Source organism: Pseudoalteromonas sp. S3785 (genome assembly GCF_005887365.1).
GTDB lineage: Bacteria > Pseudomonadota > Gammaproteobacteria > Enterobacterales > Alteromonadaceae > Pseudoalteromonas.
The window spans coordinates 1-14,922 of sequence record NZ_PNCT01000024.1 but is presented as its reverse complement, the minus strand read 5'-3'; the positions used below and the strand labels follow the sequence as shown (position 1 = coordinate 14,922).

General features: G+C 37.7%; 9 protein-coding genes. 6 read left to right on the top strand and 3 right to left on the bottom strand.

Going from position 1 to position 14,922, the window contains the following annotated elements; genetic code table 11:
• Nucleotides 1-95: 95 nt before the first annotated feature.
• Nucleotides 96-305, top strand: a complete 210-nt coding sequence (locus tag CWC17_RS06785) for a PGPGW domain-containing protein (protein WP_089349815.1) — start codon at nucleotides 96-98, stop codon at nucleotides 303-305.
• Nucleotides 306-370: 65 nt separating this feature from the next.
• Here the strand turns inward: CWC17_RS06785 and ppsA are convergent, their stop codons facing one another.
• On the bottom strand, nucleotides 371-2,746 hold the full coding sequence (gene ppsA, locus CWC17_RS06780) for a phosphoenolpyruvate synthase (protein WP_138612425.1): 2,376 nt from the start codon (nucleotides 2,744-2,746) through the stop codon (nucleotides 371-373).
• A gap of 155 nt (nucleotides 2,747-2,901) precedes the next feature.
• Between ppsA and ppsR the strand changes: the two genes are divergently transcribed.
• On the top strand, nucleotides 2,902-3,711 hold the full coding sequence (gene ppsR / locus CWC17_RS06775) for a posphoenolpyruvate synthetase regulatory kinase/phosphorylase PpsR (protein ID WP_004586305.1): 810 nt from the start codon (nucleotides 2,902-2,904) through the stop codon (nucleotides 3,709-3,711).
• Between the two features lie 60 nt (nucleotides 3,712-3,771).
• Here ppsR and CWC17_RS06770 read toward each other — a convergent pair whose 3' ends face one another.
• Complete coding sequence (locus CWC17_RS06770) at nucleotides 3,772-5,121, bottom strand: class II 3-deoxy-7-phosphoheptulonate synthase (RefSeq protein ID WP_138540070.1); 1,350 nt, start codon at nucleotides 5,119-5,121, stop codon at nucleotides 3,772-3,774.
• A 951-nt stretch (nucleotides 5,122-6,072) separates the two neighbouring features.
• Here CWC17_RS06770 and CWC17_RS06765 point away from each other — a divergent pair.
• Nucleotides 6,073-6,948 (top strand): DNA replication terminus site-binding protein, encoded by an 876-nt coding sequence (locus tag CWC17_RS06765; protein WP_138540071.1) that lies wholly within the window; start codon nucleotides 6,073-6,075, stop codon nucleotides 6,946-6,948.
• Between the two features lie 62 nt (nucleotides 6,949-7,010).
• On the opposite strand, the gene CWC17_RS06760 is transcribed toward CWC17_RS06765, so the two are convergent.
• Complete coding sequence (locus tag CWC17_RS06760; protein ID WP_055013583.1) at nucleotides 7,011-8,225, bottom strand: hypothetical protein; 1,215 nt, start codon at nucleotides 8,223-8,225, stop codon at nucleotides 7,011-7,013.
• Nucleotides 8,226-8,999: 774 nt separating this feature from the next.
• Between CWC17_RS06760 and CWC17_RS06755 the strand changes: the two genes are divergently transcribed.
• The 3 genes from CWC17_RS06755 to CWC17_RS06745 all read left to right on the top strand — a co-directional run bounded on the left by CWC17_RS06755 (nucleotide 9,000) and on the right by CWC17_RS06745 (nucleotide 14,796).
• Nucleotides 9,000-10,238, top strand: coding sequence for an AAA family ATPase (locus tag CWC17_RS06755; RefSeq protein WP_138612424.1), 1,239 nt, complete (start codon nucleotides 9,000-9,002; stop codon nucleotides 10,236-10,238).
• A gap of 15 nt (nucleotides 10,239-10,253) precedes the next feature.
• The gene (locus tag CWC17_RS06750) at nucleotides 10,254-11,216 is read left to right on the top strand and encodes a transcriptional regulator (RefSeq protein ID WP_138612423.1); all 963 of its coding nucleotides are present in this window, start codon (nucleotides 10,254-10,256) and stop codon (nucleotides 11,214-11,216) included.
• Nucleotides 11,217-11,652: 436 nt separating this feature from the next.
• Nucleotides 11,653-14,796, top strand: coding sequence for a DEAD/DEAH box helicase (locus CWC17_RS06745; RefSeq protein WP_138612422.1), 3,144 nt, complete (start codon nucleotides 11,653-11,655; stop codon nucleotides 14,794-14,796).
• Nucleotides 14,797-14,922: the final 126 nt, after the last annotated feature.

Sequence of the window (14,922 nt, the reverse complement as noted above, 5' to 3'; positions counted from 1 at the left end):
TAGAAATTGAAGATTTTACAGTTTGTAACACTCTTTTTATCGTATTTTGAGCTGCTGTATTTATAATCAAGTTAAACCATAGTGTAGAGCTTTATATGAAAAAATTACTATTACAGATCATAGGTGTATTGTTTATTTTGCTTGGGCTGTTTTTTGCAATCGTGCCAGGCCCGTCGCTAATATTTTTTATGGCGGGGTTACTGTGCTTTTCTTTTTACTACCCAAAAGCCAGGCATTATTTAAAGCTTTGCCAAAAAGCCTTAACTAAATCGTGTAATTATTTAGATAAAAAATTAGCACGGTAATTTAGCCCACACACAAAAATGCCAGCATAATTGCTGGCATTTTTATTTGTTACGGGTACTGATGATTATTTAGCAAGTTTGTCTGCTAGGTATAACCATGTTTCTAGTACTGTATCTGGATTTAGTGAAACAGAATCAATGCCCTGCTCTACTAACCATGCTGCAAAGTCTTCATGATCTGAAGGACCTTGACCACAAATTCCTACGTATTTACCTTTTTCTTTAGCTGTTTTAATTGCCATAGAAAGTAGCTTTTTAATCGCAGGATTACGCTCATCAAATAAATGTGCGATTAGGCCTGAGTCACGGTCAAGACCAAGTGTTAGCTGAGTTAAATCGTTAGAGCCGATAGAAAAACCATCGAACATCTCTAAAAATTCATCGGCAAGTAATGCATTTGAAGGAAGCTCACACATCATGATTACTTTTAGACCATTCTCACCACGTTTAAGGCCATGCTCTTCTAGTAATTCGATAACGCGTTTACCCTCTTCTAGGGTACGCACGAATGGGATCATGATTTCAATGTTTGTCATACCCATGGTGTTTCTTACGCGTTTAATTGCTTCACACTCAAGGGCAAAACAATCACGGAAGTCTTCTGAGATATAACGTGCAGCACCACGAAAACCAATCATTGGGTTTTCTTCTTCAGGCTCGTATTGCTCACCACCTACTAAGTTTGCATATTCGTTTGATTTAAAATCAGACATACGCACAATGACACGCTCTGGAGCAAATGCACAGCCTAGCGTTGAGATACCTTCTACTAATTTAGAGATATAAAATTCAACTGGCGATTCGTAACCGGCAATAATGTCGGTAATTTCAGCTTGCAGTGCAGGTGACTGGTCGTCAAAATTTAATAGCGCTTTAGGGTGAACACCAATCATGCGGTTAATTACAAATTCAACACGTGCAAGGCCAACACCTGCATGAGGTAAACGTGCAAAGTCAAACGCGCGGTCTGGATTACCCACGTTCATCATTACTTTCATTGGTAGTTCTGGCATTTTATCAACGCGCGACGTAAGTATTTCAAAATCTAAAATACCTTCGTATATATAACCTGTATCGCCTTCAGCACATGATACGGTTACTTCTTGCCCCGCTTTAATTAAATCGGTTGCGTTACCACAGCCAACTACCGCAGGAATACCAAGTTCACGGGCAATAATTGCTGCGTGACACGTACGCCCACCACGATTTGTAACAATGGCTGCGGCGCGCTTCATGATAGGTTCCCAATCTGGGTCGGTCATGTCGGTAACTAAAATATCGCCTTCTTGTACTTGATCCATTTCTTGAATTGAATCAAGAACACGAACAACACCACTACCAATTTTATGACCAATTGCACGGCCTTCAGCAATGGCATTGCTTGTGCCATTTAACTGAAAACGCTCCATAACATTGGCATCTTCGTTTGAGCGAACTGTTTCTGGGCGCGCTTGTACTATGTACAATTTGCCATCGTTTCCGTCTTTTGCCCATTCGATATCCATAGGACGACCGTAGTGCTTTTCGATAATTACAGCTTGTTTTGCAAGTTCTTGCACTTCTTCATCTGTAATTGAGAATTTGTTTGAAAGGCTTGGCTCTACGTCAACAATTTCTACTTGTTTACCGTGTGCCTCATCTGCAGAGTAAATCATTTGAATGGCTTTAGAGCCAATGTTACGACGTACTACCGATGGCAACCCTTTTTGTAATGTTGGTTTATGAACATAAAATTCATCAGGGTTTACTGCTCCCTGTACAACCATTTCACCTAAACCGTAGCTTGAAGTTACAAATACAACGTCTTCAAAACCAGACTCTGTATCAATACTAAACATAACGCCTGACGCTGATTTATCTGAACGAACCATGCGTTGAATACCAGCAGACAGCGCTACACCACGATGATCGTAACCTTGGTGAACACGGTACGATATGGCGCGGTCGTTAAATAAAGAAGCAAATACGTGTTTAATGGCGACCATGACTGAGTCGATACCACGTACGTTTAGGAATGTTTCTTGTTGGCCTGCGAATGATGCATCTGGCATATCTTCAGCGGTAGCTGATGAGCGTACTGCAAATGAAACATCGGCTGATGTATCGCCATGTAGTTGGCTATATGCGTCGCGGATGGCTTGGTCTAGGTTAGGTTGGAATGGGGTATCGATAATCCATTGGCGGATATCGGCACCGACTTTAGCGAGTGTATTTACATCATCAACATCGAGTGTATCTAAAATGTCGTGAATTTTTGCATTGAGTCCAGATTGCTCTAAAAACTCATTGAAAGCGTCGGCTGTAGTGGCAAAACCACCCGGAACCTGTACACCTGCGTTAGCGAGGTTTGAAATCATTTCACCGAGTGAGGCATTTTTGCCGCCAACACGTGGAACATCTTGCATACCAAGCTCTTGATACCAGAGAACGTATTCTTGCACGGGTCTTTCTCCAAAAAAACAAATTGTAGTTGTAACTGTGAGAGTTAAGAAAGAAAACCTTTTATAAAGGTCACCTTCATTCTACACTGGCATTAGACCTCACGTAAACCGTGAGTAAGCCATTTTAGGGATTAAACGTAATAAAAAGGTAAACTATGAGAACTGCTTTTTATATATCAGACGGCACTGCAATCACCTCAGAGGTGTTTGGTCACGCGACTCTGTCGTTGTTTCCGGTTGAATTTAACCACAAAACTATTCCTTTTGTAGAAACAGAAGAAAAAGCAAATGAAATTAAAGCGTTAATAAATGCAACTGCCGCAAAAGAAGGTGAGAAGCCATTTGTATTCTTTACCTTCGTAAATCATAACTTAAGTGAAATTATTAAATCGGCCGATGCAATCGCGTATGATTTCTTGTCTACTTACAGTGAAAAAATAGAAAAAGAGCTTAATGTTGCGCCAGTGCCAAAAATGCATCGTACCCACTCTATACATGAAAAAAGTTATGACTTTAGAATAGATGCGGTTAACTATGCCCTTATGAATGATGATGGCGGCAATATTAAAAACTTTTCTGAGGCTGATATTATTTTAGTTGGCGTAAGCAGAAGCGGTAAAACACCTACTAGCTTGTATTTAGCGCTACAGTACGGAATTAAAGCTGCAAATTACCCAATAACTGAAGACGACTTAGAGAGCGAGGGATTACCTAAATGTTTGCTCCCTTACAAACATAAGTTATTTGGATTAACGATTGACCCTGAGCGTTTAGCTGCAATTAGGCATCGTCGTATGGCAAATTCTAAATACGCATCAATAAGACAATGCCGAATTGAAGTGCGTGAAGTTGAAATGCTTTATAAGCGACATAAAATTGCATACTTTAATTCTACTCACCATTCTGTAGAAGAAATATCTGCAAAAATCTTAATAGACAGCAACCTTGAGCGACGTAAGTACTAACAAACCAATTTACTACTTTGCTAAAAAAAGCCGCAATATGCGGCTTTAATTTTTTACTTATTACTTACGAGCGTCTTTTAATAAATCAGCTACTAAGAAACCAACTTCTAATACTTGGTCTGCATTAAGTCGTGGGTCACACTGAGTTTTGTAACGCTGAGCTAGGTCATCATCTGATAAACCGTAAGCACCACCTGTACATTCTGTTACGTGCTGCCCTGTCATTTCTAAGTGAACACCACCTGCGTATGAACCTTCAGCTTTGTGTACTGCAAAGAATTGGCTAATTTCACGCATGATGTTATCAAAGCTACGTGTTTTGTAGCCAGATGTCGCTTTTTCAGTATTGCCATGCATTGGATCTGAGCTCCAAATTACCTTACGGCCTTCTTGTTGAACACGGCGAACAAGAGCTGGTAGTTTCTCTGGCAGTACGTCTGCGCCCATACGCGTGATTAGTGTTAAGCGACCCGGAATGTTATCTGGGTTAACTGCATCAATTAAACGAATTAGATCGTCTGGGTCCATTCCTGGGCCAACTTTAACACCTATTGGGTTTTTAATACCTTTGAAAAATTCAATGTGTGCATGGTCTAACTGGCGTGTACGCTCACCAATCCACACAAAGTGCGCAGAACAGTCATACCAGTCACCTGATAGGTGATCGCGACGAGTAAGCGCTTCTTCATAGCCTAGTAATAACGCTTCATGAGACGTGTACAAATCGGTTTCTTTAAGGCTTGGCGCAATAGTAGAATTGATGCCACATACTTCCATAAATTCAAGCGCGTCTTGAATTTTGTCAGCAAGCTGTTGGAATCGTTCTTTTTGCGGATTAGCGGCTACAAAACCCATGTTCCAGCGATTCACTTGGTGTAGGTCCGCTAAGCCACCCTGTGCAAATGCACGAAGTAAGTTTAATGTAGCGGCACTGTTGTGGTATGCCTTCATTAAACGTTGTGGATCGGGAATACGTGCTTCTTCTGTAAATTCAAAGCTATTTACAATATCACCACGGTAAGATGGCAAAGATACACCGTCAATAGTTTCTAAATCAGCAGAGCGTGGTTTAGCGTATTGGCCTGCCATACGTGCTATTTTAACAACTGGGCATTTACCGCCGTATGTTAAAACAACAGCCATTTGTAAAAGGGTTTTAAATGTATCGCGAATATTAGCCGCATTGAAATCGCTAAATGATTCGGCACAGTCACCGCCTTGAAGTAAAAATGCACGACCTTCACATACATCTTCTAATTGTTTAAAGAGGCTTCTTGTTTCTTCTGCAAAAACAAGTGGCGGAGCACTCTTTAACTGGCTTTCTACTGTTTTCAGTTCTTCTTGATCTGGGTACTGTGGCTGCTGCAGTATTGGCAGTTCTCTCCAGCTATTTGGGTTCCACGATTGCATGTTGTTTCCTCATTCCTACTTTACCTGATATAAAGAAATTAACGTATGCATAGCCCTAAGTTCAAGGACTATATTCACTATTTACCAACTAATTTGTTATGAGTTAAGTATTTATAAGGTTTTTTGTGATTTTATGGCTCTAAAGGCTTAGACCTAAGCGTTGTTTAACGTGGTTATTTTTATTTAAATACAACAAGTTAAACATGTTGAGATGTTTTTTTAACCATCTCAAACCAAATTAAATTAAAAGCTTTAAAGTTAACAGTTTTAGCGGGAACACATCATACTTAAATCGGGTTGATTGTAATCTTGGCTTTACAGCATGCTTTTGATTAAATCAAACAGGCGTATAGATATTCACTCAAAGATATGGTATTGCGAGATGGGTTGTTAAAAGTAAATAGCTATGAATCCACTTTTTATATGCGGCTAAACAGCTGGGAGCAGATTGCTAGACAATGTAAGTACTGTAATTAAGGCTACTAAAGATAATCTGTACAGACATCGACTATTTTTAATATTAAATTGTAGTAGAGTTTATTTTCACAAAGCTGCCTTCCCCATAACAGGAGCTTGGTATTTTATTAAAAGTACCACTTATAATTACTATACAGTAACTGCGTGCCCACTCAATATTGACTTCAGGCCTTAAACTAAAAGAATTTCACAAAGATTGATAATATATAAGCATATATCTCCACAGACAATTAGCTGCGTTAAATCAAATTTCCTCATCTAGCTAAATATTCACAAGTACATTGATCACACATGGGTTCACTAATTCCTTACATTTTGGATCTCATTAGGGTAATGAAACAGTAACAAGAACACATCATACTTCAGATTATTTAAGTTTAAACTTAGCTATGGAGTTATAAATAAACTATTAATAACCAAAGGAAAAGGTTAAAATTAGTAAATAGATAAGTAAGATGTGTTCTTAAGGTGATTATGGTTTCTAAAGTACAAATAAGAAGTCAGTTTGATTTAATGAATGAGTTAACGTCGTTGTTGATTGATGAATTACGTGTCTGTGAATATTCAAAGGCTGAATATTATCAGCTCCCAGATATAACAAGTGTTGATGAAAATATTATTCCCGAGTCAATTCCTGTAAAAAAATTAACCGGTGAAATTGCTCATAGGGCAATTTTAAATTCGTTTACTGATATTTATAAAAAAGAAAGTTTAAGTAGTAGAGTATTAAAGCGCCACCCTGGTCTTTTGGTTCTAAAAAATGCAGATGTCATGGCATTAACAAACCGCATAAAACAAGTTAATAAAGCTAAGGCTGCTTTTAAAGAATGTGTTTTGGCCATCGATAATAATGATGCGCGATTTGAAGCCGTTCATAACGCGGTGCCAAATTTAATCACTCTTGCAGCCTATCGAAAAATTCATTTTCAAAGTGAATCCCCTTTTTCAGTAAGATTTACGTGGATGCATAAGCATGCAACTAAAACTCTAACTAAAAAAATGGCGCTTGAAATGCTCGATAAATCTGCTGGCTATAGAAACCCAAGAATGATCGACCAACAAAAATGGCAAGCCCTTGTTGCACAAGAGCAATTGCGAGTAGCGAGTTTAGGTGATAAAGAAAAGTTAAGAATTCGCCGCCCTACCCGAGTAAGCCCCCAAGTTAATGTTAGGTATACCGCAGAAAATAGGTATCACGTAAGTGCAGCATTGCCGTTCATTTTAATTAATCCACAGCCTGACGTTAAGTTAGGTACTTTGCCAGATTATCAAAAACCTGAGTCTCATCCGAGAAAAAAAGAGTATGACTTTTTAGTTGATAGACTTTACTTAGAACAAGTAGATAAATAATTATGTTAAAAAGGCCACATAGTGTGGCCTTTTTGGTAAGTAGCTTATTATTTTAACTGAAGTTATTTCTCGACTATTTCTTCTATTTTATCTTCGTCAATTAAAACTGCGTTTTCGACAATTCGTTTGCCGCCTTGAATCTCGATACGCTTATTTTGCTTGTTAAGGGTGAGTATCTCATCACAAAACTGATCAGACGGATGCATTTCGTAGGTGTAATCAATAATATTTCCGGTTTTATCATCTTTTACATTAGTAATGCTGTATTCCGAAATAGCCCCTTTTTCAATTAGATCTTTCATTGTTGTGGTCATATCGCGGCGTAAAGCTTTTAGTTTGTTTTCTGTTATATCGTCGGTTGAATAAATTGAGCCGTATTTTTCCATAATAGATAACAATCTGAAGTGATACGTTTTACCAGGCGCGGCATAACGCCAAAGGTGGTATAAACGCAACATCATCCAACGTGATAAACCACGTTTTAGTTCTTGTGCACTGTTAAAGTAATATCCTTTGTATTCAAGGTTATCAATCATGTTATGAACAAATGCATTTAAACATGCAACACATTTAACATTGCCGCCTTGGCCTTTTTTACCACTAAAATGAAGAGATGATAAAAAGTTCATATTCGACTCGTAAAAAGAATCATCAATGTCTGTATTTTTAGTATCAGTAGCCGAGTATTTAAATGAAAGCTTAGAACCTTGAAGAGCCTCAAGTGATTCTTTGATTTGTGGATATGGCATTGATTGCCCAACCGCTTTAAGTTCTTGGGCTAATTCGTTCATCGAAAAAACCACAGCATATTGAATACCGGACTTAAAATTGATTTTTACAATTTTACCTTTCGATGCCAAACGAATTAACGCGCGTTCAACTTTTTCTTCTCTATCTGACGGCCATACTAAATATTCTACGTCTTCACCATCTTTACGGGTACTTACAACAGCCGGTGTAATTTTTATTTCGCCGTCATATAAAATACCATCCACTTTTTCGGATATTTTACGCGTAACAATTGTTTTTTTAGGTGCTTCTTCTAATGGCAATTTTTTATGCCCAGAACGTACAAAACGCCCCCATAAATCATAGTGGTTAAACGTGTTTGAATAAGCACGTAACCCATGAGCGGCATTTTCGATAGAAATTCGCACATCTTTGTTATCTGTAAATAGTGCTAAGCTTTCATTATCTATAGCACTTTCCACCCCGTGTATTTGGCCCCTAAGTGTATCGGGCAAGTTATCTACCGAGATGTTGACCTTTCGGCTCATTGTTCTGATTTCCATTTTTTATTGCGACAGCTAATAACAACACATTAAGCAACAAAAGTTAAATGTTTAAGTTAGTATAAAAGTGATCCATCACTAAATAAACGTATTGGATCATTATTATACTAAGTTACGAGTGATAACCTTAAATTAGGATCACAATTTTACTAAGCTTTGCTTCACAAGTTAAAGTTTTACTAACTCAATTATATTTTTGTCCACTGAAAGCGCTAATTTTAAACTTTTCACACGACAAATATTCGTAAAACATATATCTGCTGTGGATAACAGCAACTCGAGTTAGCATAGATCTGATCTGTACTTACTACAGATCAGATCTATACCAATTAGATGAGCCGTTCTTCGCAAGATTAAGTGTATAACTTTATAATTTACTTAGTAAAAACTTGATCTCACACAGTCATTTTGTACATAACTTTTTGAGTAAGTTGTGTATAACTTTAATATTTAAAGCAGGCTTAGTAAAAAGCTGATCTGCATGTAGATATAGATCTGATCTTAACCAAGTATAAAGGTGATCTGCTTTTTTTAACATTATTTACTAATATCATATAGTTACACCACTATTATACACCCTTAACCTTTATTACCTTATATATTTAACCACCTTTAGACTTCTTTATTTATACTAAGCAATATTAAAGGTGTAAAAATATTTTTAGATGTCTTCTTATTAAAATGCATGTCGTCATAAATAGTTATTTACAGCTATTTGAATGGACATTATACTAACTGCCTAACTTTGAGGAAGAAAGTATGTCTATCAATAATAATGCGCTAAGTACTTACCGGCTTTTAAAAGCAACAGCCGAAGTTGCTGAAAAATCTCTAAAAGGACGCATACAACATTATCGCGCTCACCTTAAATCAGAAGAAAAAGAATTAAGAACATATACCCAAAAAGCAGCAGCTGATTTACTTGGGTGTAATAACCGTACCTTAAAGCGTCGTCATGACAATGGTGACTTTGATGATTTAAATATCAAGCGTGGTGCAAATGGGCACTATGCGTACACCTTGGTTAATATTTTTGCTATGGCTGATATCATGGATATTCAGCCAGATCACCGTACTGCTACCGATAAGCTTCAAGTTATTGTTATTAATTCACTCAAAGGTGGCTGCGGTAAAACAACGAGTATGGTTAATATTGCTGCTGCGTTAGCTACCACTAATATTAAACGTTACCGAATTGGTATTATTGATTTAGATCCTCAAGGGTCGTCTTCAAGCTTTTTCCCATCAAACGATCATGACCCCGTTACGGTAGGCGACTTAATGCGTGATTGCATTGATTTAGATGAAGGCGAAACATGGCCAGAGTTTGTCTCGAGTGCTTTTGTGACTACGCATATCCCAAATATCCGTGTTTTACCCTCAGGTATGGATGACTTTTACTTTGAGCATGAAACCGCTACGCTTTTAAAAGATACCTCTAATTATGAACAAACACGTCATTATCATAAACTGTTAGAGAAAGTTATTGAGCCGGTTAAAGATGAATTCGATATTATTTTAATTGATACTGCTCCTACTCTTAACTTTATGTTTTATAACGCCTTAATGGCCTCTACTGCAATGCTTATTCCAGTTCATCCAGAAGCTGTAGATTTTGATGCTAACAACAAATATTTAAAGCGTTTAGGCGAGATTTACCACACTGTTGCAGCTCTAGGTCATGAAGGTTGGGATTTTATGCAGTTTTTAGTAACCAACTACGTTAAGGGTAATCATTCACAGCGCGATATTGTTAAAGATGTACGCAGTGCGTTTGGCCGCCAAGTAATGAGCTACCCTATTAACCACAGCTCAGCAATTACGGCTAGTTCATCATCTTTTAATACCATATTTGATCAAAAAGCATCGGATAGTTTAGCAAGTCGCGAGTCTTTATTACGCGCGCAAGAAAATATTAAAGATGTTGTAGACGAATTAGAAATGCTTATTCGTTCTAATTGGGAGTCAACCCAATCATCACTTAACAACACTAAGTAAGGATGTTAAATAAAAATGGCTAAAAAACGTAAAAACGACACCCGCTTAGATCCATTTGCAACTGCTGTAGGCAATAGCAGTCTCGATGCATTACTTGAGCAAGCAAACGCTGGCGATGTAATTAGAATGCCTGCGCCTAGTGACCCTACACGCGAAATTACTTTAGTGTGTAAAGTTATAGCCCATGCAGATATAGAATCTAGCACCACGGTTTACGGTAAAAACCGCCGTGTTCAAGCACTTTTAAACGAAAAATCGGTTTCTGACATTTTACCTGCAATTACTGAAGATGGGCGAAACCAGCATCCTGCTTTACTTTGGGATCAGGGAAATACTAACTTAGTACTTGCAGGTTCTCGTCGTCGTAAAGCCTGTATTTTGGGTAATGCCGACTACTTAGTATTAAGCTCTCCAGATTTTACTGAGCAAGACGCTAAAATTTTAGCAGTATCTTCAGATCAGTACATAGCTCCGAGCCTTTGGGAGCTCGGACAAGCTTACCAACAAACTAAAACCGATCTTATTGAGCAAGGTAAAAAAGGCTCTTATCGTGAAATTGCTGCCATTGAAGGTGTATCGCACACCGCAATTGCAGATGCCATTAAAGCGTACGAGCAAATACCGGCTGATGTAATTTCACTTTACCCAACGGCTAACCATGTAGGCAGAGAAGTAGCTAAAAAGCTTGTTAGTGCAAAGGAGCGAGATGAGCAGGCTTTTAACGCGTTAGTTAGTGAATTGCACAACGATGATGAGATTAACGCCATTACAAGCGACGACAAACGCGCAATGGCTATTACTAAACGTTTAACGACCGAGCCTAGCGCGGTTGCTAAACGTGAGGCTGTGTTTGAAAACAACTTTATAAACATACAGCGCAATTTAAAAAGTGGTGACGTATCTATTAAAATAGATAATAAAGTATTGACTGACAAACGCTTAGAACAGCTTACTAAGCTTTTAAGCGCGTTTAATTAGTACCTTACTACTTAGTAAAATAGTGATCTTCAAAGCCTGTTAGGTTAGTTAAATTCTGATCTAATGGGCCTTTTACTTAGTAAAATCCTGATCTTTTTTGCTATTTATAATCCATAAATCCCTCATTTTTGCTCTTAAGATCACATTTTTACTAACTGGATTTAGTTTTTACGACTATTTGATGCTGGATTTTAGTTTGTTAGTAAAAAGCTGATCTGTAAAGCTCCTGCATTGTTAATAAGTTGTTTGTAACATGTGATATTGCTGTTTACCTATTCTTATTTTGGCAGATAAATTACCTCAAACTACGTATAAACCGATTTTTTACTAACCTAGCAGCTCCAACCAGTTTATATAACGTTAATATTGCTTTTGCTGTGCGCAGTTAAAGAATATACTGGCAGAATTATTTTAAAAATTTAATACTTAGAGTGACATGTCTGCTAACTTATCAAAAAATGATTTACTGGCTATTTTTGAAGAAATAAAAAATGAGCAGGCAACCTTGTTTCCTCTTTCTGAGCGCTTTATAAAAAAGCTATTTAGGCCTAACGTGCTCGATAAAGGCAAAGAGTATTATAAAAACGGCCAAATTAGTTGGCTAGAATTCAGTAGTGATTTTGCTGTTATTGACTCAACTGTACAAAGCGCTACCGGATCAGCATTTAACCAACGTATTGAAATCAGTAAAGTACCGACTGGTTACTCTGTAGATACGCATTGCTCTTGTAATGCTAAAACTAAATGTAGGCACTTAGCTGCTGTATTATTTAAACTCAAAATAGAGCACTCAGGTGAATACGGAGAAGACTACTTTATTAATGATTGGTTTAGTGAGCTGTCAGCACTTAAAAGTTTAAATACTAAAACTCCTTCGCAAGTTCTTCTATTTGTATTAGACATTGAAAGTAATAAAGTATTTTTAACGCCAAAAATTGCTAATTACGACAAAAATAATAACTACACGCTGGGCCGTAATCTTACGGAGCAACAATTAAATAGTTTTGTAACGCCTAACGATTTGCTCGAAAGTGACTTTAGACTATTTAGTTGGATTCGCTCACAAAATGCAGTGGGTAATTTAGAGCTAAAAGGACAATGGGGCTTTAGCGCTTTACAACAATTAATTGCAACTGAGCGATTGTTTTTACAGCGTTCGCGTGTGGCTATTAAAGCCCAAACAGGCCAGTCGCTGAATTTTAAATGGCAGCAAAAAAACGAGTTATCGCAATTAATTACTGAGCTTGAACACAGTAAAAATTGGGCACTGCTCAAAACCACGCCGCCTGCTTATTTAGATCTTGATCACTTTAAAGTTGGCCGGATCAGAACGCAGCTTAGTGCTGATGAAATAGCACATTTACAATCAATTCCTGCACTACATGATGCAAATTTTGATCGTATTTATAAACAACTTGCAGACAATTTTGGAGCCGGTGTTATACCGCATCCGAATAACGAACAAGTCAACGTTAAGCAACTTGGTAATGCTGTTTTAAAAGCCACTATGGATGAGCAGGCCCTTAAAGTCTCGCTACTGTTTAAATATAAAAACAAAAATTATCCAGCGGGAACAGCGCCATCGAGTTTAATAAATAGTGCATTTGAAAACACAGTAACAAATGAGTTAGTAAATTTAGGCTTTGAGTTTTGTAAAGGGGGTTTACAAAGTGAGTTTATATTTAATAAACAATCACCTATACATTTACATTGGCTTGTTTACGAAGTATTCCCTGGCTTCAAAAAGCGTGGTTGGCAAGTAACTCAAACCAAAGTAAATGTAGCCGACCCTCAAGGACACGTTACACTTGATGTAAGCCGTGCTGCAGGGCACCAAATGCACTGCAAAGTGCAATTAAGCGATGCCAAAGCCGGTGTACTTTTTAATACTGATGATGCCACATATCAATCGTTAAATCGTCAAAGTGAGCTGTTTTATTACTACCCTGTTGGGCGTCAATTTGGTGTTATTAGTAAAGATGCGATTAATTTACTAACAGAATTTAAACAACGCTTTGAGTTTGTAAAAACACGCGAAGAATTTAATATCCCACTTTCTTATTTGCCCGAGCTGGTAAAGCATACCGCAGTCACTATAGACCTTCATGATGACTCTCTTGAGCGTTATCTTGATGAGTTAAATAACACCGAGCAAGCAATGCCAGTGGTGCCCTTACACGGTTTAAATGACTCGGTAACACTACGTGAATACCAGCAACAAGGTGTTGATTGGCTTAGCTTTTTAAAACGCCACCAATTGGGCGGCATACTTGCTGATGACATGGGACTTGGTAAAACGCTACAAGTTATTGCCTTTTTAGCCAGCAGTTTTAATCGCCCGCAAGCGGGGCCGACTCTTATAGTGTGCCCTACTAGCTTGGTAAGTAATTGGCAAAACGAAATAACCAAATTTGCCAAAAGTCTTAAAGTAACCACTATTTTTGGCTCGCAACGTAATGAGCCTTTACAACATTTAGCGCAAGCGCAATGTATTTTAACGACTTACCCATTACTAAAACGTGATATTGCTTATTACTCGCCACTTTATTTTGAAAATATTATTTTAGATGAAGCGCAATATATTAAAAACGATACTGCACAAGTCTCGCGCTTAGTTAAGCGTTTAAATGCCGATTTTAAGTTGTGTTTAAGCGGTACGCCTATCGAAAATAATTTGTTTGAGCTTAAGTCGTTACTCGACTTTGCAATGCCTTCATTACTTGGCTCGCAAGCTCACTTTAAACAGCATTTTCAAACTCCTATTGAGCGCGAAGCCGATTCAGAACGCGCTGAGCAACTAAAGTCGCTTATTATGCCGTTTATATTACGCCGGACAAAAGCGCAGGTAGCGCAAGAGCTCCCACAAAAAACAGAGCTGCTAAAAGAGTTTGAGTTTGAGCCCAAACAAAAAGATATGTACCAAGGTATTACGCGCGCATTAGAAGAAAAGCTTATAGACTTATTTGCTGAGCAAGGCGCACAAAAAAGTAAGCTCGCATTTTTAGAAGCGCTATTAAAGCTTAGGCAAATTTGTTGTCATCCAAAATTAATAGAGCCAGAAACACAAGCAGGTTCAGCAAAATTAGAATGGCTAACTACGCATTTACCGTTAATGCTCAGACTTGGTCGTAAAGTAATTATTTTTAGCCAATTTACCTCTGCGCTCGATTTAATTGCAGAGCGTTTAAACGACATACATATTAATTTTAGTATGCTAACTGGGCAAACGCGTCATCGTGACAAAGTTATTGACGAGTTTACTAGTGGCAAAACCTCGGTATTTTTAATCAGTTTAAAAGCAGGCGGTACTGGGCTTAACTTGACCCAGGCCGATACTGTTATTCATTTTGATCCATGGTGGAACCCTGCTGTTGAAAAACAAGCCACCGATCGCGCTTATCGCATTGGCCAAACAAATCCAGTGTTTGTTTATAAATTAATTATGAGTAATTCAATTGAACAAAAGGTATTTAAAATGCAGCAAGATAAGCAAGCGCTTGTTGATGCATTATTTACCGATAAATCAATGAGCTTCACATCGTTTGATGAGCAGCAAATGTTATCACTTATAAAAAGTTAAATTTTTAAATAAACAGTTGAACTAATTTAATACGAGGGCGTCTACTATTATGCTTGTTGAATAATTGCAGTTATTACAAGCTTCATGTTGATTTCCCTGATTGGTTACTAATTTTAGTAATGATTT